General features: G+C 62.0%; 20 protein-coding genes. 4 read left to right on the top strand and 16 right to left on the bottom strand.

The annotated features are described in order from the left end of the window. Positions 1-19 precede the first annotated feature (19 nt). Together H7A19_12280 and H7A19_12275 are read left to right on the top strand one after the other, a co-directional pair. Positions 20-1,024, top strand: coding sequence for a glycosyltransferase family 2 protein (locus H7A19_12280; protein ID MCP5475605.1), 1,005 nt, complete (start codon positions 20-22; stop codon positions 1,022-1,024). A gap of 53 nt (positions 1,025-1,077) precedes the next feature. Next, the gene (locus H7A19_12275; protein ID MCP5475604.1) at positions 1,078-2,028 is read left to right on the top strand and encodes a hypothetical protein; all 951 of its coding nucleotides are present in this window, start codon (positions 1,078-1,080) and stop codon (positions 2,026-2,028) included. Positions 2,029-2,155: 127 nt separating this feature from the next. Here H7A19_12275 and H7A19_12270 read toward each other — a convergent pair whose 3' ends face one another. The 12 genes from H7A19_12270 to H7A19_12215 form a co-directional block, all read right to left on the bottom strand. Beyond that, positions 2,156-3,538 (bottom strand): radical SAM protein, encoded by a 1,383-nt coding sequence (locus tag H7A19_12270; protein MCP5475603.1) that lies wholly within the window; start codon positions 3,536-3,538, stop codon positions 2,156-2,158. Beyond that, the gene (locus tag H7A19_12265; protein ID MCP5475602.1) at positions 3,535-4,791 is read right to left on the bottom strand and encodes a twitch domain-containing radical SAM protein; all 1,257 of its coding nucleotides are present in this window, start codon (positions 4,789-4,791) and stop codon (positions 3,535-3,537) included. Before H7A19_12265 ends, H7A19_12270 begins: the two co-directional genes overlap by 4 nt. 178 nt (positions 4,792-4,969) lie before the next feature. Then, positions 4,970-5,839: a phytanoyl-CoA dioxygenase family protein gene (locus H7A19_12260; protein MCP5475601.1), complete on the bottom strand. Its 870-nt coding sequence runs from the start codon at positions 5,837-5,839 to the stop codon at positions 4,970-4,972. Between the two features lie 10 nt (positions 5,840-5,849). Continuing rightward, positions 5,850-6,809 (bottom strand): phytanoyl-CoA dioxygenase family protein, encoded by a 960-nt coding sequence (locus tag H7A19_12255; protein ID MCP5475600.1) that lies wholly within the window; start codon positions 6,807-6,809, stop codon positions 5,850-5,852. 12 nt (positions 6,810-6,821) lie between these two features. Beyond that, positions 6,822-7,919, bottom strand: a complete 1,098-nt coding sequence (locus H7A19_12250; GenBank protein ID MCP5475599.1) for a glycosyltransferase family 4 protein — start codon at positions 7,917-7,919, stop codon at positions 6,822-6,824. After that, the gene (locus tag H7A19_12245) at positions 7,916-8,812 is read right to left on the bottom strand and encodes a phytanoyl-CoA dioxygenase family protein (protein ID MCP5475598.1); all 897 of its coding nucleotides are present in this window, start codon (positions 8,810-8,812) and stop codon (positions 7,916-7,918) included. The genes H7A19_12250 and H7A19_12245 overlap by 4 nt, the downstream gene beginning before the upstream one ends. A 65-nt stretch (positions 8,813-8,877) precedes the next feature. Further along, a complete protein-coding gene (locus H7A19_12240) occupies positions 8,878-9,651 on the bottom strand; it encodes a phytanoyl-CoA dioxygenase family protein (GenBank protein ID MCP5475597.1) in 774 nt (257 codons plus the stop codon). Between the two features lie 68 nt (positions 9,652-9,719). Next, the gene (locus H7A19_12235) at positions 9,720-10,619 is read right to left on the bottom strand and encodes a phytanoyl-CoA dioxygenase family protein (protein MCP5475596.1); all 900 of its coding nucleotides are present in this window, start codon (positions 10,617-10,619) and stop codon (positions 9,720-9,722) included. Between the two features lie 14 nt (positions 10,620-10,633). Next, positions 10,634-12,553 carry a phytanoyl-CoA dioxygenase family protein gene (locus H7A19_12230; GenBank protein ID MCP5475595.1) on the bottom strand — a complete coding sequence of 640 codons (1,920 nt, stop codon included), beginning with the start codon at positions 12,551-12,553 and terminating at the stop codon, positions 10,634-10,636. A 48-nt stretch (positions 12,554-12,601) separates the two neighbouring features. Further along, on the bottom strand, positions 12,602-14,044 hold the full coding sequence (locus H7A19_12225; GenBank protein ID MCP5475594.1) for an ATP-binding cassette domain-containing protein: 1,443 nt from the start codon (positions 14,042-14,044) through the stop codon (positions 12,602-12,604). A 16-nt stretch (positions 14,045-14,060) separates the two neighbouring features. Then, positions 14,061-14,903 (bottom strand): ABC transporter permease, encoded by an 843-nt coding sequence (locus H7A19_12220; GenBank protein MCP5475593.1) that lies wholly within the window; start codon positions 14,901-14,903, stop codon positions 14,061-14,063. A gap of 95 nt (positions 14,904-14,998) precedes the next feature. Next, the gene (locus H7A19_12215; protein MCP5475592.1) at positions 14,999-16,078 is read right to left on the bottom strand and encodes a polyprenyl synthetase family protein; all 1,080 of its coding nucleotides are present in this window, start codon (positions 16,076-16,078) and stop codon (positions 14,999-15,001) included. A gap of 452 nt (positions 16,079-16,530) precedes the next feature. Between H7A19_12215 and H7A19_12210 the strand changes: the two genes are divergently transcribed. Together H7A19_12210 and H7A19_12205 are read left to right on the top strand one after the other, a co-directional pair. Further along, positions 16,531-17,478: a class I SAM-dependent methyltransferase gene (locus tag H7A19_12210; protein MCP5475591.1), complete on the top strand. Its 948-nt coding sequence runs from the start codon at positions 16,531-16,533 to the stop codon at positions 17,476-17,478. A gap of 103 nt (positions 17,479-17,581) precedes the next feature. Then, positions 17,582-18,739 (top strand): DUF2029 domain-containing protein, encoded by a 1,158-nt coding sequence (locus H7A19_12205; GenBank protein ID MCP5475590.1) that lies wholly within the window; start codon positions 17,582-17,584, stop codon positions 18,737-18,739. On the opposite strand, the gene H7A19_12200 is transcribed toward H7A19_12205, so the two are convergent. The 4 genes from H7A19_12200 to glk all read right to left on the bottom strand — a co-directional run bounded on the left by H7A19_12200 (position 18,696) and on the right by glk (position 23,861). Next, a complete protein-coding gene (locus H7A19_12200; GenBank protein MCP5475589.1) occupies positions 18,696-20,303 on the bottom strand; it encodes an NAD(P)/FAD-dependent oxidoreductase in 1,608 nt (535 codons plus the stop codon). The two genes, H7A19_12205 and H7A19_12200, sit on opposite strands and share 44 nt — an antisense overlap. Positions 20,304-20,549: 246 nt before the next feature. Further along, positions 20,550-21,653, bottom strand: coding sequence for a glycosyltransferase (locus H7A19_12195; GenBank protein MCP5475588.1), 1,104 nt, complete (start codon positions 21,651-21,653; stop codon positions 20,550-20,552). A gap of 335 nt (positions 21,654-21,988) precedes the next feature. Next, entirely contained in the window at positions 21,989-22,636 is a 648-nt protein-coding gene (locus tag H7A19_12190) for a bifunctional 4-hydroxy-2-oxoglutarate aldolase/2-dehydro-3-deoxy-phosphogluconate aldolase (protein ID MCP5475587.1), read from the bottom strand. A gap of 196 nt (positions 22,637-22,832) precedes the next feature. Then, positions 22,833-23,861 (bottom strand): glucokinase, encoded by a 1,029-nt coding sequence (glk, locus tag H7A19_12185; GenBank protein MCP5475586.1) that lies wholly within the window; start codon positions 23,859-23,861, stop codon positions 22,833-22,835. Between the last annotated feature and the right edge of the window lie 193 nt (positions 23,862-24,054).

Below are 24,054 nucleotides of genomic sequence, written 5' to 3'. Positions count from 1 at the left end.
TTGCACCGGACCGTCACCCATGCGGCAACCTGAGGTCAGTGTGATCGTGCCGGTGCGCGATGGCGCCGCCCATTTGCGCCGAGCGGTCAGCTCGGCGCTGGAGGCCAGCCAGGTTGGCGAGGTCATCGTGATAGACGACGGATCGCGTGATGCCACCTGGGAGGAGGCGGGAATACTCTGTAGCGATCCGCGGGTAAGGCGCCTGCAACATCCCGGGCAGCAGACGCTGGGTGTTTCCGCGTCGCGAAACCTTGGAATCACGAGTGCCCGGTGCGAACTGCTGGCCTTCCTTGACGCGGATGACTACTACCTCCCGGGACGATTCGATCTCGCTGTGTCCGTTCTGGCTGCGGACGAGAGCGTCGACGGCGTCCATGAAGCAGCAGGCACCTGGTGGGCGACCGTGGAGCTTCGCTCATGGTGGCTCAAGCATTACAACGCTCGGGTTCTCAATGGCTTGCACCGTCGCGTTCACCCGGACGAACTGTTTCGATCCATCGTTGAGGGCAATAACGGCTGGCTGCATACATCGGCCATCACCGTGCGCCGGCATCTGCTGCGGAGGACGGGTCCCTTCGACACTGAGCTCTCCATGTGTCAGGACAGTGCCATGTGGCTGAAGATGGCGGCCTGCGGACGGCTGGTCGCGGGACGTCTGGATGAGCCGGTCGCGGTCTATGTCGTGCATGGCGACAACCGGGTGCTCAGGCAGCGATCGGAGAAGCAGCACTATGAGGATTTGAAGGACGAGATCGTCTGGCGTTGGTTGCTGCAGCGTCCGCAGCTGCACTCGGCATTGGTGGTGCAAGGGTGCCAGGTGGCGCGACGAAGAATGGCGCAGGGCAGTGATGGCATGGCAGCATGGCAATCGGTGGCTACCGAGTACCCTGCCATCGCCGAAGAATCGGACTTTGTCCGGTTGCGACGCGAAATTCTCAGCAGCGGAGTGCAAGCCGGCCCCTGCGCGTCCTGGGAATACCTGAACCCTCCGATGGCAAGCACCCATTCAGGCACGGATGAATAGCGAGTGGGCCCGCCTGTAGGGCCTCGAATTCAATGGATATCGGGGGAAGGCCTTTGCTGAACCTGTTTGCAGCGCTGCGAAAGACATTCTTCAAGCCAAACCGCGCAACGGAGATCAATCCAGACCCACCCCGAATTTCAGGGGAAAATATCTACCACTGGAAGGTCGTGGATGTCGGCGACATTGTCGACTTCCCCAATGGCATTGCAGACATCTACGATCGCAAGATCGATGGCTTTCTGATTCGTGGCGTTCTTGACCCGGAAGAAATCCAGTGTCTTCTGGACGGACTGGATGAAACGGCTCCCAACGAGTTGACCGTACTGCCAAATGGCATCACCCTGTATCCAGAGAGTTTTTCTCAGCAGGATCAAAAGGTTGGGGATCCATCCGAGAACCTGCGCGCCTACTTTCAGGCCTGTGCGCTGTTCCGTCAGCGATTCCTCAAGCGCTTCGGCGTGTCAGTGGAGCAACGGCTGCAGACCGTATTTGATGCACTGGCTGGTGGTCGCCGCTCCAATGTACCCCAGGGTTTTGGCGGGGTAGGCTCATTCGCACCGTGCAGTTTCCGCCTTCTGACGTCGGGCCTCGGACGATTCAATGACCATTGCGGCAATCTGTTCCACGCCGAATTCCCGAAGTTCTATGAGAAACTCTCTCCGTTGGTCAAGATTCATGATCAACTGAGTTTCTTTGTCGTATTGCAGCAGGCGCAGCAGGGGGGCGAGCTGATTCTCTTCGATGCCCTCTGGGATCACGTGAAGATCCGGTCAGACGGAGATGCTGCGCATCTCTTGGGAGAAGACGGACGCACCTATGAACTGAATGATCCCTCCAAAGTACGTCGGCAACTGATCAACCCGAAGCCCGGTGATTTGATCATCTTCGGAGGCGGACATATCTGGCACCGTGTGGAAACCGTGGAAGGGCCGCGGGACCGAATTACACTCGGAGGTTTCCTGGCGAATTCGAACGATGATCAATCCATCTACTTCTGGACCTGAAGAGCAGTTTGCTTGCCTGACGCTACGCCGGGACTATAGGCTGGGGAGGGTCCGAGTCGATCTACGCGCCGAATGATCTGGGTCCTGGCCGTGCTGAGTTCTCCGCGCCGGGCGTTCGCCGGAACGGTCATTCGAGTGGCATGACATAGGCGCTGAACAGCGGCAACAGTTCCTCGGCCTTGAGCCCTGGCACGCTGCGGATCATGAGCTCGGGCGCAATCAGAATCAGCTGCTGCTCCGCAACAGCACCCAGACCTTGCTCTCCGGCGCGATCGAGCAGGTAGCGCAGCTTGGTCTTGATCTCCCGTTGCAGCGCCTCGCACTCCGACAGACTGTGGCGCCCGCCCGCCCGGAGTCTGCTTCCGATCTGCTCGACAAACTCGTCGAAATCGCGTGGCTGATGCCGGATTCCGGCCTGCTCTCGGCGTTTGGCGGTGGCCTGCCATTCGGCCATCTGTCCGAGCTGATCGAGATAGGTACGCCGATTGGACAGTTCCAGTGGGTTCGATTGCGGCGGCTCGTACTGGCTCAGCTCAGCGACGATGTGTTCCAGCGTCGCGGCCGGCAAGCTCAGCAGGCTGCAGTGCGCAGGCGTCTCGACCTTGGTCAGGTTCAAGACCAGGCCCTGTTGGTTGCAGAACTCCACGAAGTTCGGCAGCTCGCGCCAGTTCTGCTGCATCGGACACATCACGACCCCGACTCGCCGGTTGCGGAGCCGCGCGTAGTCGCGAAAATGCTGCAGGTTTCGCAATACCTGAGTCAGGTTCCCGTTCTTGCGTATCAGCCCATAGGTCGCTGGATCAAGGCTGTCGATCGAAACCGAAATCTCGAAGTCGATACGTTCAAGCAGCGCCTTGATCCGCCGGCTAAGTACTGTGCCGTTGGTTTGCAGGCCGATCGTCATGCCCGGATTGAGCTCCACCATGCGATCCCAAAGGTCCAGGTACTGCGGTACCAACAGTGGTTCGCCGCCGAGAAAGGTGCTGCTGCGCAGATGCGGGATATAGGGTTCGAGCTGATCGAAGAACGCCGCGTCGTAGGGTGACTCTATTGGTGGCAGTTGCTCCCTGTTCTCGCGGATGGACGACGAGAATTCACCGCGGCACATGATGCATTCGAGGTTGCAGGTGTTGACCAGCTCGAAATCCATCTTCGCCGGCGTGCCTTGACGACTGTCGGCGACGCGGTCATAGAGGCGGATGGGTGCGGCGGCGAGGTTGCGCGCCTTGACCAGATCGAAGCACCCGCCACAGCCCAGGCTCATGTCGCCCAGATCCAATGCCTGGCGCTGCTGCGCCACGGCCTGGCCGTGCCAGATCTGGTCGATGGAGTCGCGCGGATAGACACCGAGCAGGTGGATCTTGTTGAAGCAGCAGCTGTAGACCTTGCCACGCAGACCAAAGAACAGGCCCTTCTCGGCCGCGTGGCAGGCGCGGCCCCGGTGGGCGGGGTTGCGCCGCGCATCCAGCGCGGCAAGATCCGTGGCGTCAAGCAGCAGCGGTCCGGTCACGGCTCGCAGTCCGCCGATGCCAGGCTGGCGAGCTCCGGGAATACCGTAGCGAAGTTCTCGCCACGCAATCTGTCGAGGACGGCAGTGCGCTCGAGAAATGCCGGAATCCGTTGCGTCATCGACCCGGCGTCCAGATAGCGCAGTATGTTCTTCCATTGCTGGATGACGAATGCCCGCTGTTCGCCATCACGGCAGCCGTCATCCAGCGTCAGCCAGGTCAGATGCGCCTCGATGCGCTCGCGCGCCAACCGTTTCAATGCCGGTGGCAATATCTGGATGTTGTACTCGACAGGCCGCACCAACAGCGACGGGATCAGGTCGAAACGCTGGATCAGGCCCGACTCGATGGCCGCACGGTCAAACTCGGGGAGGTGCAGCAGGTTGAACACACTGACGGCAGGCGTGATCAGGAATTTCACATGCGGAACCTCGGTGCGCAGCCGCGCACGGTTGGCGAGCACATCTGACCAACGCTGATTGCTGCGCTGGTACTCTCCCCGTGCGCCCATGCCATCCAGACTGGCCGAGACGGTGATGTCGCTGAAGTCCTGCCACAGCGTCGGCGCATCCCAGCGCTTGAAGTTCAACAGCGAGAAGTTCGTGTTGTACTGCAGCTTGATTCCGGTATTGCCAACGTCACGCAACAGCTCCAGAAACTGGTAGTGCTCGTCCATCACCATCGGTTCGCCGCCTGCGAAATAGACCTCCTTGAGGTCTGGCGCCAGCACCCGCAATTGTCGCCAAAGCTCGGTCGGATCTTCGGAGCACTTCAATCGAGCCGGTGAACCCGGCCGCGTCCAGCCCAGAGCCACGGCATCACTGTGCCAGGCTGAACTGGATGTCGGCCCACAGATGCGGCAGCGAAGATTGCAGAAGTTCGAGAACCGAATGTCGACGTAGATTGGTGCTGGAATGGGTGCCGGGCCATCGGGCTGGGTTCGTGCGCGTCGTGCCTCTTCGGCGTACTTGCGGTTGCTGATGTTGCGCAGGCTGACCCAGCCCGCACCCTCCTTGTCATGGCAGCCGATGCAGCGCTCATCGCGCTGGCCGGCGCGCATGCGCGCGCGAAACTCCTGCATCGCCGGGCCGTTCCAGATCCCGGCTATCGGCTGTTGATTGATATTGCCGAAGCTGAGGTCTGCTGTTGTGGGTGCCGCACAGCACGGCGTAACGGCACCGTCGTGGGTGATATGCAGGTGCACGAAAGGCATGACGCAGAAGGCGTCACCATCGTCCAGAGCGTTCTCGCTCATCTAGTGTGATGTCCATGGCTTGAACAGGCATCAGGCAAGCTCGCCAGCAGAACTGGCGCTGCCGATGAAGAGCTGGCGCTGTGCAGGCGCCCAATGATGAATCGACGCGGCGTCTGCCTCGACAGATCGAGCATGGGAGGGATGAACGCGACCGCGGCGTGCACAAGGAGTGGCCGTCCTAACCGTTGGTAGCAACGGGGCGAAGGTCGTTGCCGATGCAGAGATCGACGTCAGCGGCGACGATCGGCCTTGGCACGTAAGGCGGCAGTGACGCGACCGGCTCTCCTTCGGGTGGGCGCAACGCGGTCTGGTCACGCACGTTCTCGAAACCGTAGATGAAGTCGTCGGGTGGGTGATAGACCCGTAGTGGCGACTCCGCGTCGCGCTGGAAGTAGATGTGCAGGGGCACATCTCTTGGCAAGATCGAGCAGGCCAGCGCAACCCGCGGAGCTTCCGAGAGATTCGGAGGCGACCCGTGGATGACGCGATGGTAGAACACCGTCGCCGTTCCCGCCTGACCGCCTGCAGCCCGCATCCTGGGGCGTACCGCCGATTCAATACTGCGCAGGTTCGGAAACAGGTGGCCGGGGCCACGGATGTGATTTCCCAGGCGGTGGCTGCCCGGTACTGCCCACAGGCCACCGTTGCGCTCATCGACGTCGTGCAGCGGCACCCAGACATTCAGTGCAGTGTGCCGGGTTTCGTCCACCACACTCCAGTCCTGGTGAATCGGAAAGGTCGTTTGCTGGCCAGGTACCTTGACGATGAACACCGGTGTCACCAGTCGACAGTCATGGAACAGGCGTTGCATCGCCGGTTGCAGCAGACGCTGCAGTTCCTCGCGGATATGTGCCTTGTAGTCTGGATCGGAGCACCAGATGGTCATGTGGATGCCTTCGCGCAACTGCGGCACCACGCCGTCGGGATTGACGGTGTAATAAAAATCGCGGACGGCCTGAAGTTCGTCTGCGTTCAGCAAAGGCACCGTGACCACGCCATCCTGATCGAGGCCCTCTTGCAAATCGATGCTGCGAAACAGGGGTTCCATGACGGGCGGCTCAGAGTACGGGCTCGGCAATCATATTGCAGCGCTCGGGTGATGCAGTCGGCAGGGCCCTCACTGCCGGCACGCCATGGCTGGCGCAAAGGGCCCTGAATTCACTCTCGTCCATGGGCTCGAAATCGAACAGCGCGTGGCCCACGACGGTACCGGTCACCGGCCGCTCGTGGCAATGCTGCAGAAAGTTCGGGTAGTTCAGCAGCCAATCGGGGGCTTGCTCAAAGATCTCGATGGGTGCGCCAGTCTGGCCCGGCTGCTTGAAGCACACCTGAAAAGCAGCCTCGGCCGGGAAGATCCCCGAGACGATGGCATCGCGGTTGCATTGCGAGTGATTGGGAAGAGAGCTGTGCACCAGTCGGTTGTCAAAGACCAGGACCTCACCCCGACGCATGGGCACAGGCTGCAGATACTCACGCACGATGTGCTGGATGTGTGCAAAGGGGAAGGGAAAGGAAACGCCGCGGTAGGGTGAAAAAAAACGGTGGCTGCGCGGCACCAGGCATAGCGAACCATTGCTGGCGTCAACATCGCCCAGGGGCGACCACAGACTCAGCGGCGAATAGCGGAATTCGTCCAGGGCAGTGGTGTCCTGATGAATGGCGAACTCGCTGGCCGGACCGGGCGCTTTCACCACGAACATGTTCACGACATTGCGGTAGTCGACGAAATGCCGGTCGAAAGTCGGCTGCATGACCGCGGCGATATCATCGTGCACCCGTCGTCGGTAGTTCAGATCCTGCGAGTAGACGCTGTAGAACATGCCGCCTTCAGCAGGCTGCAACCGGTGCTCTCGGTCGCAAATGGCCTGCAGCCTGTCGAGCTGCTCTTCGCTCCACCAAGGGACGACGGCATAGCCATCCATGTGGATGCGCTCGGCCAGCTCGCTGTCCCTGAAGACGCTATGGCGGACCGGTTGCCAACTGGGGCGTGATCGCTGGGATTGGGTGAGATCTTTCACGACACTCTCGGGTCAGTGGATGTCAGGGTTCGGCAGTGCAGTGTGGATGAGCGCCGTCAGCTCATCGAGATAGCGCTTGCGGTTGTAGCGAGTATGTACCAGTGTGGCGGAAGCCCGGCCCAGTCTTCCTGCCAGCTCGGGGTCGGTGGCCAGACGGCGCAATGCCCGGGTCAGCCCGGCCTGATCAAACGGGTCAACCAGCAGGCCGTGAACCTCATCCTGGATCACATCCGGGATGCCGGCATGGCGGGTACCAATCACGGGCACTCCGCTGGACATGGCCTCGAGCATGGCCACCGGCGTGCCTTCGCGATCTCCTGATGGTGTGATCTGGCTGAACTGGATCAAGGCCCGCGACGACTGCAACTCACGCGCAACGTCCTGGGGCGACAGGACACCGAGCCAGCGCACATGATCGGAAATGCCCAAGGCCCGCACCAGCATTTCCCCGGATTCACGCAGCGCTCCGCTTCCGATGATGCGCAGGGAGCAATCGGGCACGAATTTCAGCAGCTCGGCAAAGGCGAGCAGGACCAGCAGGTGACCCTTTTTCTCAACCTGTCGGCCCACAATCAGGAAATCACGCCCACTGACCGCAGGCTGTGCTCCGGTGAACAGTTCTGTGTCGACGCCGTAGGGCACATGGTGCAGGCGCGCAGTATGCGCACCCATGGCGGCAAGATGGTCGTGCATCTCACGCGACACGGCTATCACGGCATGAGCCTGCTCGAAAAGTGCGCGATAGCGCGTGCCATAGCTGGCCAGAACCTCCGTCCGCCAGGCGTCATAGCCGTGAAAGTGGACCAGCAGCGGCACTTTGGCGACGGCGCACACCGGCATCATCTCCACACCGCAAGGTCCGAACTGCGCAAGTACAGCCTCAACCCGGTGCTCGTTCAGATAGTCGGCCATGGCCCGCACGCGCACCCAGGGATCGGCGTTCTCACCAGGGAAACGGTAGCCCACGCTGTCGGCACCGGCAGCTCGATGCGTGGGCAGATTCCCGCCGTACAGCAGATGGATATCGAAGGGCAGATTGGCTATCTGCTGGTGGATGAAAGTCTGCGAGTAGACCTGCCGATCCGGCGAGGCGATGGCCAACGCCGTCATCGGGACGGCTCGCCGGCAGGAGCATCAAATGGCGGCTGTCGCAAGCGCGCCTTGAATTCGTCGACCCCAAGAAAGTTCTGCTGGTACGGCAAGGTGGCGAGATGCTTGAAATGCTCGGGTTTTTTCCACGGGTGGAAGTTCATGAAGAACTCGAGGTCGACTTCCAGTTTCTCCACCACGTTGCGATTCTCGTGGGGATTCATGTGGAAGTGGATCGTGGCTTCTTCCCGGGGAACCAGGATCAGCTGGATGGCCAGTCGCAGGCCTTCGGTGCGATTGATGTTGGAGTAGTGCACGATGCTGTCATCCAGCACCACCGCCTGTCCGGCCGCGATGTCCTGCGCGGGCGCCAGATGCTCATCAATGATTTCGCGCTGGATCTGGCTCAGCTCCCAGGGCACCATCGGCCCACGCATCTCGCCAAAGCGCTTGTGGCTGCCTTCCACGAATTGCAAGGTGCCATTGGCCTCGCAGCTGTCGACCAGCGGACACCAGATCGAGACCGAGGTGCAACGCCGCTCATCCACGAAGGCCCAGTTCTGGTGCAGCGGCACCTCTCCACCATCGGGTTTCTTGTGGATGAAATTGGCGATGATCGGACGATAGTCATCCAGCAGCTGACGTTGTGGCCCGTCCAACGCCGCCGTCAGTATGTCGAAGACGAGTCGCTTGTAAGCCGGATTGCGATCGATAAAGGTGAATTCGTAGGTGATTTCGCTGCTGGATTTGAAGTCAGCTTCGGCCGCCAGCAAGCTGCCGCCGCTGTGACCGAGCGTGTCGAAATACGCCTGTTTCAGGGATCGTACCTGCCTGGCATCGAGAAACGGCGTCTGCACGTACCCTTTTCGATCAAAGGTTTTCTGCAGGCTGGCATCGTTGAAGACTCGTCTCATGGTGCATTGTCCATCAGAAAACAGGGCCGGTTGCTGACCGCGCGATGAGGGGGCTGCGCTTTCGATCAGGCTGAATTCGAGATGTCTGCCAGCGCCGAGCTCGCCAGAAACTGCGCCAATTGCAGAGGGTCGACCGGTGCAGGGTCATAGTCGAACTGATCTTCCAGCATCAGACTGTCCGGGCGCAGATGGGTCTGACCACCCAGCAGGAAATCGACGCTGGAGCGGTATCGATGGACGCGTCCAGCCACGCCGAAATAATGCTTCAGATCGGCTTCTTCCGGTACCAGCCCCATCACCACCGCCGGGCGGTGGTGCGTGGTGTCGTTGGCATCGGAACAATGCAGGACACGATGGTCGTAGATCAGCACCTCGCCGGCCCGTATGGGCAGCAGCTTCATGGCCTTGCGCAATGGCTCATGCACCAGGCGATAGCCACACGGGATGTTGGGGCCGCGCACGGTCGCCTGCCAACGGTGGCTGCCGGGAATCAGCTGGATGGCGCCATTGTCGGCGTCGGTGTCGATCAGTGGCGCCCAGACATTGAAGGATCGGTACGGCCCTTCCTCGACGATATTCCAGTCCTGATGGGGCGGCAGCACGCCACGCGGACCGGGCGCCTTGTTGATGAAGGCGCCGCCCAACAGTCGTGCGCTACGGCAAACCGTCGCGAGTCGCGGCTGGAAAACGGCCATCAGACGCGCATTGACCGCTGCCCGAAGACTGGCGTCGGCCACGTGAACCGAAGCGTAAAAGCCATCGGGGAATGCAGGTACCCGCTGCCTGAGCTCATCGAGCAGCTGGCGGGCATCGCTGGCTGTCCACAGCGGGAGCACCACGTAGCCATCCAGCGTCAGCGCGCGCTCGGCGCCGACGTCCGCGAGCAGTGGTCGATGGTGGGCACTGTTCAGGCGCAGAGGTGTTCACCTCGCAGCGGCGTCGGGCACAAGCGCCGACATTCGTCTATCCGCGCCTTGACCTCGGTCGCGGACAGGCTGGGATCCACGTAGTCCAGCTCGGCAACGGCACGACCGAAGCTCGGCCGGGCAAAGATGTCGCGGTGGAAATCGTCAAAGCGCAGGAAGAAATCATCCTCCTGCTCGAACATCTCCAGGCGTCCGTCATTGCGTTGGCGATCGCGATAATAGAATCGCAGCCGAGCCTCGGACGACACCACCCCGACCGTAATGGCAGGCCGTATGGATTCGCTCATGTTCGCCGGCGAGTAATGCGCAGTTGCCTGATTGACCACTACGGCCTCACCGGCTCTGGTCGGCAGCGGGCGCATGTGCTGTTGCATCAGATATTCATGGCCGGAGTAGCAGAAAGGCAGGGTTGGCGCCCGTATGCTGCGCATGACGCGATGGCTACCTGGCAGCACATGGAGCGTGCCGTTTTCGGCGTTGGCATCCACCAGCGGGATCCAGACATTGGCGGCAATGAAACGGTCCTCGTCGACCACCGTCCAGTCCTGATGCAAGGGTAGCTGAGAATGCGGACCCGGCATCTTGTAGAGAAAGGCAGCGCCCAGTATCCGATTCCGCTGAAAGATCGGATCGAGGTGAGGGCGGATGATCTGGGTGATGCACTCACTGACCGCGCGCTTGTAGCCAAGGTCGGGAGAATAGGTGCTGGACACGAAGCCGCTGGCGGGAAGCTGCGGGTGAAAGTGCCGGAAGGCCTCCAGCAACGCGGCTACGGCTGAGGGGGGCAGCAGGGGAATCTGGACGCAACCATCGTCCCTGAAGCCACTCCAGAGCGCCGCGTCTTGCAGTAGAGGCGCCATCTCGGTCATCGCGGGTGTCATCGTGCCGCCACTCCTCAGGTAGCCAAGAGCTGCCGCAACCACTTGCGCCAACCTGACACCACCGGCTCGGCCGAAGCGGGGGTTCGGGCGGAATCGCCGGCATGTGCCGAGTGTGCAGCTGCCGCCCCTCGCTCAGGATAGCGCTCGCGCAGGCACTCCGGTGTCAAGGTCGGAAAGGCGTACTCGACTGTTCCCAGGCTTCGGCCAACATTGGGACGTGCGTTGATGTCGCTGCCAAAGTGCTCATAGACATGAAGCAGGGAATCGTCCACTTCGAAGACCTCAACGGTCCGCTCCGGCTGAGACCGGTCGTGGTAGCAGATCATCATGCGCGCGTCCTGGTGCGCGAAAAAAATGTTGATGACAACCCGATCCCTGCCCGAGCGATTGGGCGGCGAGAAATGGATGATGCTCTGATCGAAGATGATGGCCTGGCCGGCGCGCAGATGCACCGGCTCGAGAATCTGCATCAGCTCCTCACGCACGCCATCGTAGATGGCAGGAAGGGTGGATCCTCGCAGCGTGCGCAGCAATCGATGACTACCGGGCAGAACATGGATCGCTCCGTTGTGTTCATCCAGATCCGTCAGCGGACACCAGATATTGATGCCGTTGAACTGGTTCTCGTCGACCAGGGTCATGTCCTGGTGGATGTTCATCTGGCTGCCCTCGTCGCTGCCCTTGACGATGTAGCTGCCGAAGATGATCTTGATGTCCTGGGTGAGCGCTTCGATACGCGCCTTGGCGATCTCGCGAAGCCGTCGATCGACGGCTTCGCGATAGGTCTTGTCGGGAGCAAAGGTGCTGGCGTAAAAGCCCCTGACGGGTTCTGGATGGGTCTCGCGGTAGTGCTGCTCGAGCGTGGCGACCTGGGTGGAGTCGAGGAAATCCACGATGACGTAGCCATCGCGCTCCAGCGCCTGTTGATGCGCCAGATCGCGAAAGACCCGCTTCATCGGCGGAAACTCCGCGTCGAAAACGTACTTCGCAGTCGAGACGGCTTCAACCGGCTGCTCGCGGCGGGCAGGAGCAAACAGCCTGGCCATGCGCTCGGCGAGGGCGCCATCGAAGCGATTGCCATCGCGCAGAAACAACTCCGAGAGTGCAGCGCCATCCGCTGGCTTGCGCACAAAGGGCGTACGACCGATGCACTGCTGTCCCTGCGGGCGCCGGCCCTCCTGGTACAGCTGCGAGAGCGCGCCGTTGCTGTACTGATGAAAGAACTCGGGCTCGACCTGATAGCACTCAAGCTCCTGCGGATCGGCATCGGGCAACAGGTAGTAATGCCGCAACTCGGCCTCTGCGTGGGTGATGCCGATGCCGACCGCGATGCGCGCGACGTCGCTCAGGTTCGGTGGCGATCCGTGCAGCGTACGGTTATTGAAGATCAGGGCCTGACCAGGCTGCATTTCCTTGACGTCGAGAAAAGGAAATACCTGGAACATCAAGTCGCCGATGGGCGTCGGGCACTGCGGTGAGGGCGAAGCGCGGTTCTGATCGAACAGCCGGTGACTGCCCTTGATCACACCCAGGGCACCGTTATCCACCGTGGTCGGCGCAAGCGGAATCCAGACCGTGCAGGACACAAACTGGCTTTCGTCGACGAAGGTCCAATCCTGATGCGGTGGCACGATACCGCGCGGGCCCGGCTCCTTGACCACGTAGCTCGCCACAAAGCTGCGGGCACGATCGAAAAGCGTGTCGACCGGTGCCGCAGTCACGCTCAGCAGCTTGTCCATCACCGCCCGCTTGAATGCTGCATCGCGGTTGTCGAGGCTGACGTGGAAGCCCTGCTCGATCTTGTGGTCATGGTCGAGCGAGGCGTAATGCGCGCTCAGCTCGGCCACCTGGTCCGTGTCCAGGAAGGGCACGATGACATAGCCGTCGCGATCGAAGTCCGCTTGCAGCTGGGGGGATTTGAACAGGGCTCTCATGGCGATGGACAGGTCCGGTATTCGAGTAACGCGCCAAGGCGGATGGAATCAGCCTGCTGGCGGTGAATCCTGAGTCGTGATCGGCGCAGCATTGCAGGCCATGCAGATGCCCGCAAGCTCGCCGCTGTTGCCGATCTGCCAGACCACGGGCGCGGTCATCAGGGCTCCCCGGGCGATGGCACCGAGGAGATCGTTGCTGAAACTTGCCTTCACGTGCAGCGGTTCTGCGCCTTCCTCCCAGCCATACATGCCCAGGATCGAATTGTCGCGAAAATCAGTCAGCCCCGCTCGTATCGTGTAGTTGCCCGGCATCAGCGGCAGATTCAACAGAGTCGCGCGGATCGTGTTCGCGCCTTTCATCAGACTGAAATGAGGTGCCGCATCGGGTCCCATGACATGAATGGCCACCCGCCCCTGGGCGTCGACGATTTCCAGGCCAAATGTCACCTCGTCAACGTCGACCTCGGAGACACACTGGATACCCACGCACAACTGCCCCAACACTTGAGCGGATCGCGCACCGATGTCGGGGTGCGCATTGGTTTCGATCGCCGTGATCCTCACGGGAAACGTGGCGGGATGCGAAAACCGGAGATAGCGCTCGGCATTTTCGATGCCTGCATGAGGATCCGAATGTTGGGCCGCCCAGGCCTTCGGGACCGCCCCGTCCGGAATCGGCTGATCGGGCCGGCCGTTGTCTGGTGGCGTGGCCTCGGAGCCTGCCGACGGCAGGGCCTTGAGCAGGTACTCAGCCACCACCGAATCGGTATCGCCCGAGGCGAGAATGCGCCCATGGTCCAACCACAAGGCCTGACGACACAAAGTACGCATCAGGTACATCTCGTGTGAAGCCAGCAACAGCGTGCCTCCGGCGGCAACGTAATCCTGCCAATAACGCTGCATGCGCTGGGCAAAGCGCACATCGGCGACACCGAGGCTGTCGTCAACGATGAAGATGTCAATCTCGACACTGGCGTAGATGGCGAAAGCCAGCCGCACGCGCATGCCCGTGCTGAAGGTACTGACCGACGTATCGATGAAATCGTCGAGTTCGGCCAGCGCAATGATGCTGTCCACGCGCTCGGAAATCTGACCAGGCTGCAAACCCAACAAAGCCAGCTTGGTATGAATGCATTCGCGACCGGTCTGTGCCGGATTCAGGCCTGCACTGTGATCGAGTATCGCGATCCTGTCGGTGTGAACCGTGATCGAACCCAATGTCGGCTTGTAGATGCCGGACAGCAGCCTGAGCAAACTGCTCTTGCCGGCACCGTTGTGGCCAACCAGACCGATGACATCGCCGCGCCGGACGGTGAGGTTGATGTCGCGCAAGGCCCAGAACTCGCCGTCGCGCAGCGTGTCTCGCGGCTGCCTGAGGAGCAGGTCGCCCAGGAGGTCCTGGAGTCCATAGCGCGCCATCCGATCAGCGCGTCGGCAGAAGCGCTTCGAGACCGATTCGATCTGGATCAGTGTTTCACCGAGGGCTTTCATCTGCTGATGGCCAGCATCATGGTGCCAGCCTCTCTGCCAGATGTGGCGGCGCCAGCTTGCAGACGACCAGGCCTACAGGCAGAACCAGGACCACGACGGCCAGCGCGGTCCAGAAGGTGGACCAATGCGGGCTGCCGCCGCCATAGGCAAGGTAGCGCACGACATCCAGCATTGCCGTCAGCGGATTGAACATCTGGACCGCAGCCCAGGAACCCAGCGCTGGCGTCCGATAGAAAACCGGGGTAAGCAGAAAGACCAGCCACGGCAGAAAGACCATGGCACGGTCCAGATCCTTGCCGAGCGCACTGACCGGCGCGAGCAATGCGCCCAGAGCAATGCCAGCCAGCAATATCGGCAGGCAAGCCAGCAGCGCCAGCAGCAGTTGGGGCTTCAATGGCACTCCAAAAATCATCAGCACGAACAGGAGCACCGGCATCTTGGCGATCAGATGGAAGGTACTTTCCGCGATCTGCGCCATCGTCACCGCTTCCAGCGGAAAACGCATGCGCTGCAGCAATGACAGGTGCACGCTGAAGATGCTGCGCTGACCGTTGAAGGCCTCTACGAAGGTCTGCATCAACACAACCCCAAAAGCCACGTGTACCTGCATGGGGACGACGTCGGTAGGCCGCAGGACCTGATCGCGAGCATCGGGCATGCCCAAGGTAACGCCCACTGTGATGACCAGCGTGGGCACAACGGCCCAGAGCAGCCCCAGGGACGAGTGCCGGTAGAGCTGGTTCAGTCGGACGCTCAGGAGCAGGCGCGCCAGGCTGATGGTTCTCGTCGCTTCCGCCCACATCTCGACCAGGAATCGGCGAGGTCGTCGTAGCGGACTGAGTCCCGAGTTCTCGGTCAAAGGTCCAACTCCAGCTGGCGCGAGGCCGATCCTCTGCCGGCCGCGGCCTGGCAGAGTCGACGAGGAACCCGCGCGAATATCGATGGGTACATGGGTCAGACCAGAGACTCGACCGAAGCAATGCAGGCGTCGAGCATACCCCGCAGCACATTCATCTCGGCGCACTCCCGATCCATGCCGATCAAGGCCGCATGGGCCGCTTCATGATGTAGAAGGGCAGCGTCAAGGCAGTAACGACCCGCACCGCAGGCTGCCAGTTCGGCGCGAATGAAATCCAGCGCGTCGGTGCTGAGAGGGGATTCCCGCCCCGCTTCGCGCGACAGCATCGCTTTCAGTTCGGCCGAACCATGCTGGCTCGCATGGAGCAGTGGCAGGGTTGGACGTTGCAGGACCAGATCGTGACCAATATCGCGACCCAAGGCGTCCGGGGGACTCCAGATCCCCCGCACGTCGTCGCAGATCTGGTAAAGAACACCGAGCGACCGTCCGAACTCGATCAAGGTTGAGCGCGCCTGCGCCGATGTCGCTGCCAGAATCGCAATGCTCTCGCCGATGCAGACGCAGGCCGCCCCGGTCTTGCGCTCGACCATGTCGAAATAGGCCTCGGCGCCCGCCACCAGATCGTAGCGAGTGGACAAGTCCAGATGCTGACCTTCACACATCAGCAGATGAGCTCGGTTGAAGGCGGCAACCACTTCGAGTGTATGCGCCGGCGATACTCCCTCGGCAGCCAATCCCAGCAGCACGTGGTAGACCATCCCGATCAGTGCGTCACCGACGTTGATGGCTTGTTCCAGACCGAAGGCAGCGTGCAAGGTGGGACGGTTCCAACGCACGGCGTCGCGGTCCTGGACGTCGTCGTGGGCAAGACTGGCGGAATGCATGACTTCGGCCGCCGTCATCAAGGGAGCGGCGACGTTCCTGGGTAACCCGAAGACGCGGCAGAGCAGCATGCAGATCAGCGGCCGCAGGCGTTTGCCGCGTGGCAAATAGCCACCTTCGGGCAAGGCCTGCAGCGACGCGTCGGCGAAGCCGAAATGGTAGTTCAGCATGCCGTAGTGAGTGCCCGGTGGGCCGCGGCCGTCCAGATAGGCCAGGAGCATGCGGTCGATCTCGGCAATTTCCGGTGCGAAGTGGCGGTGCAGCTGATCGACTCCCGTAACCGCGGCAAGCATGGCGTCACTCTTCAATCGCGGTTCCTCTCTGGTTCATGCCTGGCGCCGATGCGGGGTACGTAGTGAAGTAGACTCCCGAGCGAATCCGGCCAGGTGCAGCCTTGAATCGACACGAAGATTCCGCCAGTGACAGTCGATTCTGCCGCCCTGCCGGCAACACGGTCGACCCGGGCGGATTGCCCGCCCGGTCCGACAGCCCTGCGAATGAAGAGGACAGCAGGCAACATTTCATGGGGTCGACCAATTGCTCTGGCGTGGTCGGCAGCAGGGGGCTGCGACCGCCGACGATGGAAGATACCATCTGACCCCGTCGCGGCGATTGCGGCAGCGGTTTCGTTCGGCACCGGCAAATCGGATCGGGAGTTCGCTGTTTGTCGCCGGCGGCGGCGTGCCTCCGCGGTAACAGCTTGTAGCCCTGCGGCACCCGTGGTCACCAACAGAAGGGATGGGTCATGCGCTGGTTGAAATTTCTGTCCAAGGCAAGATCTGTCCCCGAACACGCTGCCTCGGCGCCGTCGCCGGCCGGCTCACCGCGGTCTTTGGCCATGGCCGACACGCCGGAGCAGGTTGGGGCGTTTTACGATCGCAACAACGACGCGTTTCTGCAGGTCTATGGCGACGTCATCCAGGCTTTCCGGACCCGTGACGTCTCGGCGCTGCTCGACTACCAGATGGCGAGTATCGGCTTCACAGCTGGCCAGCATGTGCTGGACGCCGGATGTGGGGTGTGTGGTCCGGCCTTGTATTTCTGTCGCCATGCGAATGTGACGGTGCAGGCGGTCACGGTGTCGGCAGTGCAGGTCGAGCAGGCCCAGACGCGCATTGCGGCCGCCGGGCTGTCCGAACGCATCGCCGTGCGTCGCGCCAGCTACCAGGATCTTGCCAGCGAATTCGCAGCGGACAGCTTTGACGTGATTTATTTCCTCGAGTCTTTTGGCCATTCCGACGATATCGAGCGGACGCTCCGTTCGGCCTGGTCGATACTGAAGCCGGGCGGCACGCTGTACATCAAGGATCTGTTCCGCAAGGTGCCGGCCATCGATGCGCACGCGGCGAGGATCGACGCCGAGATACACAAGATCAACGCTGCCTATCACTACAACGTGCCGGACCTGGGAGATTTCCTGCACGTGCTGCGTCGCCAGGGTTTCATCCTGCAGTTCCTGAAGACCATCGACCTGCCCTTGCAGGACTTCGAGAATCTCACCATCTCCAACGAGTTTCAGGAGCTGACCGGCATCGGCCGCATCGAGAACTGGAAGGACTACATCTTTCCGGTGGATTTCTTCGAGGTGAAGTGCATGAAACCAGTGCACGACATTACGGCCGGGAACAGCCGCTATTTCCTTCAGAACCTCTACCACCTTAACGTGCTGCAAACCCGGCCGGAGGACCTTTGATCCCGGTCTCGGCGCGTGCGGCGTGCACGGCGCGGTCTCGACCTCGGGGCGCAGCGAATCCAGGCCTGGTGAGCCACATCCCCGACCTGCCGCGGACTGTCGCGTGACGAACTCGATGCAGTCGCGCCTGGTCCTGGTCCTCGCCATCTTCCTGGCCCTGGCTGCTTCAGCCTATCTGGTTCGCGGCATCCAGTTTGCATCGAGTGAACGCGGGAGCTTTGACCTCTCGACCCGGGGGCTCGAGTACCGCCTGTATTCAGTTGGGGTCTATCCCAATCAGATCATCGCGTCGAATGCCCTGCCCGGAGAGATGTTGCCCAATTCCGTCTACCCTCCGTACGCGTTTCCGATGCTCGCGCCGGTCTTTGCCTGGGAACCCACGGTTCCAGCAGCTCTGATTTTCGGCCTGCTCACCTTTGCCGCTCTGTGGGCGATAGGCGTGATGGGGTATCTCGACCTGAGGTTCCTGGGCTGGCAGGCCGGAATCTTGGGCGCAATGTCCGGCCTCGCCATTGCCCACAACTCCAGCGCCGTGGCCTTTGGTCAATTCTCGATCATCAGCATGGGTCTTGTGGTTGCGCAGATGCTCTGCCTCCGTCGCGGGCAAGTGCTGGCAGCCGGCCTCTGCTGGGCCCTGGCCATGATCAAGCCCCAGATCGGACTGGCCTTCGCCTTGCCCTTTCTGGTCGACAGGAACTGGCGGGGACTGGCATTGGGCCTGGGCATCCTGGCAGTGTTGAGCGCGTGGGCCTGTACCCAGACGCATGTTTCGCCGTTAGCCGTGCTGGACTATTGGCTGCGATTCGCGGAACTGGATTTCATCTCCGCTGGCGACAGCCAGGGCTCCAGTGCGGGAGGTGTTCTTGCCGTATCGGGACTGGATCCTCGCGCAGCGGTATCGATCAGTCTGGTGGCCGCCATGGCGCTCGCCATCTGGATCTGGCGACGAGGCGATGGGCAATCGCCGATGATTCTGCTGGCGCTGTGCGCGATCCTGGGCCGGGTGTTCATGCCACACCGGGCCTACGACAACATCATGCTGTTTCCGGCTCTGATTGCTCTGTTGGCCATCACCCTGCAGCGCAGGAGCGCGGCCTGCTATGCAGTCGCAGCCGTCTTCGGCGCCAGTGTGTGGCTGCCATTGACTTCATTGGTCCGGTCCGCCTGGCTGGAAGCGGCACTGTTGTGGTTCTGGCTTGTGGCAGCGGTTTTTCTGATCACGCAACCACCCGGGCTTCATGGTAATCGTCGTCTACATTGATGTCCCAGATGTTGTTCTTGTCGACACGACCGGAAATGATGTTCTCCACCGCCGTCTTGGCGGTCAGCATCGAATGATCCTGGTTGTTGTATCGGTGCATGCCGTTGCGACCCACCAGAAACAGGTTGGCGATGGCATCGACGTGAGTGCGTATCTGCGGGAAATCGGCATAGGCGCCGAAATAGGCAGGGTAGGCCTTGGGCACCCGAATCACGGTCGCGGCAATCACGTCCGCGGCATCCGCCAGATTGATCTGTTCCAGCTCGCGCACGGCCAGAGCCTGCATTTCAGCGTCGGAAAGCCGCCAGAGCTCATCGTCCTCGGTGCAGAAATACTCAAGACCAAGCCATACCGTGTTGGGGTCGGCAACCAGCGCCGGACTCCAGTTGTTGAAGATCTGCAAGCGACCCATGCGCACGTCCGGGTCCTGGACATAGATCCAGTTGTCCGGCAACAGGTTGATGCCGTCGTCGGCCATCTGACCTGGCCTGCGCTTCATGCGCGACAGGATCACGCCGACCGTGACGAAGTTGCGGTAGGGCAAGGATCGGGCTGTGCGCAGGATTTCCTCAGGCGCTGGCGGATCGAAACTCGTCACCAGATCCTTGACCGCCATCGTCGAGACAACCCAGTCAGGACTGACACACGTGCTTTCACCGCTGGCGAGATTCCGGGCGGACACGCGAGTGACCCGTCCTTGCGAGAGCTCGATCTTGTCGACGCAATGTGACAGGAGAATCTCCCCACCCAGCGTGCGAATTGTCTCTGCCGTCTGCTCCCAAAGCTGGCCCGGCCCCAGCCTGGGATAGAGAAAGCGTTCGATCAGGCTGACATGCTGACCCTGACGCGCACCCCGCGGTGTTGCCGACAGTGCCTGCCGCAAGGCGTGCCTCGCGGCACCGATCAGCGACAGCCCCTTGATGCGCTGCGCACCCCATTCGGGACTGATTTCGGTGCAGGGAACGCCCCAGACTTTCTCCGTGTAGGACTTGAAGAATGCGTGGTAGAGCTCGCTGCCGAACCGATTCACCAGGAAGTCTTCCAGATGACGTTCCGGGTGACGCGGCTTGACGGACGCCCGCAGGTAGCTCAGCCCCACCAGCAGGCAGCGCAGAGGTCCGAGATTGCGGACCAGGCGCCAGTTGAGGCTGACCGGATAGTCGTAGAACTTGCGGCCGAAATGGATGCGAGACAAACGATTACGCAGCAACATGACCTTGTGCGGAGCGTCGGCGGCGGCCGACGACGCGTTCAGTCCTTTCAAGCGGCGATGTCGGTTGTGGTAGCTCAGCGTGATCTCTTCGGGTGCCGCTGCTACCGCAGGATCCAGGGGCAGCATTTGCTGCCACCAGTCCATGACCCAGTCGGATTTGGAGAAGAAGCGATGCCCGCCGAGGTCCATTCGATAGCCTTGGAAATTGACGGTCCGCGAAATGCCGCCCACCGAATCTGACGCTTCCATGACGATCGGTCGGATGTTGGACTCGCGCAGGAACTGCACGGCAGCCGTCAGTCCAGCCGGCCCCGCACCGATGATCAGGGCGGTTTTTTCCTTCTCTGCCATGTTGTCCTTTGTCTATCCTGAAACCATCGGGCAACAGTAGAACCAATTCCCATACCTGGACCGGCTACTGTCAACCAAACAGATCGAGTACGAACTCGCTCACCTTTCAACGCCAGCAAACGCCGGAGAAACCTTGGCCAAGGAAGATCGGTCGGCCATGGCCGCTTCCGACCCACCCGCTGTCCCGGGCGAGGACATTCGAAGCGGACAAGCGGGCCGCACCCGCACTGGCCCGGGTCTATGTGCCTATTCCTCCGCCGCGGTCAGCAATCGGCCGCGGGCATTCTCGGCGAAGGGCTGACAAGCGGGAACTGCAGACTCCGCGTTGTTCTTGCCCTGAAGTCGCGCGCGCGCTGACCCCCAGAGCTGTTCCAGCCAGGACCAGAACACCGCGCCCGAGCAGTAGAGGTAATAGACTTGGTGAAACAACATGCCGCGCACGGCGAACCACGGACCACGGCGGCGGAGGAACAAGGTCATCAGCGCACTGTTTGCCGCGATTGCAACTGCCAGGGCAGCCACGGATACCCAGGTCGGCACATACGACAGGGGCATGCTCAGCAGGAACACCAGTGCAACGAAGGCTCGTAGCCTCTCACCGCGACTGACGTTGAGCGTGTCAACCCATCCCGTCCGCGACTGAATCAGACGCGACCACGGCAGAGCTCGACAGAAGATCTCCGTGCGCAGGAGATTGGTCAGCCGCCAAACCTTCAGGTGGGTGACCTGCAGTTCCGGAACCAGCAGTATTCGCGATCCACTCTGGCGCAGCCGCCAACCCAGTTCGATGTCCTCGATCGAGGGTTCCGTGTAGACCTGGGCGTCGAATCCATCGACGTCGAGAAACACCGATTTGCGGACAGCGCCACATCCGGCCCAGAAGGTCTCCGCCTCCCGATTGCTCTGGCAATGGTAGTGGTGATGGACCAGATTCTTGTACTGCGACCAGAAACCCGTCGCCGGAGGGCGATCGTCGTACGCCCCAAAGACAGCATCGACGCCGGTTTGGGCCATCGCCGAAGTCAGGATCTGCGCGGCGTCCTCGTGAGCAACAGAGTCAGCGTCCACAAACCAGAGAATCTTGCCGCGAGCAATGCGCGCGGCGGCATTTCTAGCCGCCCCAGGCCCCAGGCGGCCTCCCGATTCAATGACCTGGGCGCCCGCCGCGATGGCATCGGCGGCTGTCGAGTCGGTAGACCCATCATCAACCACAATGACCTCTGCAACTTCACCGCGCCGCCGCATCTGCAGCAGCGGCGCGAGGCAGGCGCGGATCGTGGCTTCTGCATTGTAGGCGGGCACGATCACACTGATCAGGGGTGCCGGATCGGGGAACGGACCAGTGATCATCTATGTGCCTTCATGCACGTCTCCGCTCCTGATCAGAGGCGAACCTGGCCCCGCATTGGCGACCTTGTCGATGGAAATGGGCCAATTGGTCGGCGATCAGCCCCGAATGGACTTGACGAAGAACACGCTACTCGCCTCCTGACAGAACCAAGCGCCGATATTACGCAAGAAGACCCGAGCGCACCTTAGCGGCGTCGGAATGGGAAGACAAGGCAGGCACACCCGGTTCATGACACTCTCTGTCAGAGGCAGCATGCCGGTCAGACCAGTGTCTCCAAGGTCTCTGCTGCGTTGACTTCAAGTGAACTGAAGAGGTGCAGGATCTTTCTCTCCCGCTAGAGATCGGCGGACTGGCGTGCAAGGGCTGTGATCGCGTCCCAGCGGCCAGCGTCGATGGCCGCCTTGGGCAACATCCAGGAGCCGCCGACAGTGATGACGTTGGCCAGGGCCTTGTAGGCCGGCGCCCTGGCTGCATCGATGCCGCCAGTGGGGCAGAAACGGGCCTGGGCGAAGGGGCCGCCAAAGGATTTGACGGCGGCGATGCCGCCGGAGGATTCGGCCGGGAAGAACTTGAAGCGCTGGTGCCCGTATTCCAGACCCAGCATCAGCTCGCTGGCAGTGGCGATGGCCGGAATCCAGGCGATCGGGGACTGCGCCGCGGCGGCATAGAGCCTGGGAGTAGCACCGGGGGAAATGGCGAAGGCGGCACCGCTGGCAACGACGGCGTCGAGATCAGCCGGGGTCAACACCGTGCCGGCGCCGACAATGGCCTCGGGTACTTCGGCAACGATCAGACGCATGGCCTCCAGCGCCACCGCGGTGCGCAGCGTGATTTCCAGCACCGGCAAACCGCCGACGACCAGGGCTCGCGCCAGCGGGATGGCGTTTTCCAGTCGCTCGATGCTGATCACCGGAACGACGGGGGCCCGGGTCAGGATGGCATCGACAGCGGCGGCGCGGGATTCAGGGGTCCAGCTGGGCATGGGGTGGTCCTTGGCTGAGAAGAAGGAAAAGGGAAAAGGGGAAATGGAAAAGGGGAAGGCATCGGGTCCTTGTGGGAGCGGGCTTTGCCCGCGACCAGGGCCGCCGCCATGGCCCGGAAAAGATCGCGGGCAGAGCCCGCTCCCACAGGGAACAAGGTCTGGAGGCGCCTTGCTTCCCGGTCGTCCGCAAGGCCCATCACCGCGACATCTTCCGGCTTGCAGCTCTTCCGTCTTCCATTTTCCCTTTCCCTTCTTCCTGCTCTCCCAGCGCCACTGCTGCCCCCAACAATCCCGGCTGCGGGTGGGTGATCACCTGGATCGACACGCCCTCCAGGTAGGTGGCGAAGCGGCCCTTGGCGAGGAAGCGCTCGCGGAAGGCGCTGGCTCTCAGGAAGGGAATGAAGCGGGGCACGATGCCGCCGGCGATCATCACCGTGCGGGCGCCGTGAATCAGCGCGGCGTCGCCAGCGACGCTGCCGAGCACCGCACAAAAGCGGGCCAGCGTGCGGCGGGCGTTGAGATCGTGGCCATCGAGCGCGGCGGCAACGATGGCGGCGGGATCGCGCAAGTGTCTGGCCCAGTCAGCCGGCACAGAGGTCTCATCGCCAGCAGCGATGGCGGCGTCGATGTGGGCGAGGCCCGCGCCGCAGAGCAGGCGCTCGTTTGAGCAACGACCGAATCGGGCCGAGATCCAGCGGCCGATGCGGGTCTCTTCCTCGCCCTGCGGGGCGAAACTGACGTGACCGCCTTCGGTCTCGACCACGCGCCAACCGGCTTCGGGATCGCCGATCAGCAAGGCCACGCCGAGTCCAGTGCCAGGGCCGATCACGGTGACCGGTCCGGTGGGCGGCAGCGCATCGGCGCCGTGCAGCAGCACGCGGTCTTCCGGCTGCAGTGCCGGCACGGCGTAGGCCACGGCGCCAAAGTCGTTGATGACCTTGAGCTCGGCCAGGCCCAGACTGCGCTTCAACTCGCTTTGTGAGAATGACCAGGCGCGATTGGTCAGGCGGATCTCGTCACCAGCCACCGGCGAGGCCACCGCCATGCTGGCGCGCTTGGGGCGCACCCGGACCAGCTTCAGATAATGCTCGGCGGCATGCTGCAAGCTGCCGAAATCCGCCGTCTTGAGGGTGCGCTGGGCACTCAGTTTGATGCCGCCCGTCTGCGTGTCGCAGAGCGCAAAGCGGGCGTTGGTGCCACCGATGTCGGCGAGCAGGGCGGTCATGGATTGGACTCCAGGCCAGACCCGTTCGCGGGCGGAGCCCGCTCCCACAGTAAGCCGGCACGTGTGGAAGCGGGCTCCGCCCGCGAACGGTGGCCTGCGGTTCGACGCGGCTGCGATGTCACGTAGGTCGCTGCGCGCCCAACGTGACCTACGTTTGAACGCTCGGCGCGCTTCCTGTGCCCCCTGCCCCCTG

Source organism: Rhodanobacteraceae bacterium (assembly GCA_024234055.1).
Classification (GTDB): domain Bacteria; phylum Pseudomonadota; class Gammaproteobacteria; order Xanthomonadales; family SZUA-5; genus JADKFD01.
This window is presented reverse-complemented; position numbering and strand designations above follow the sequence as displayed.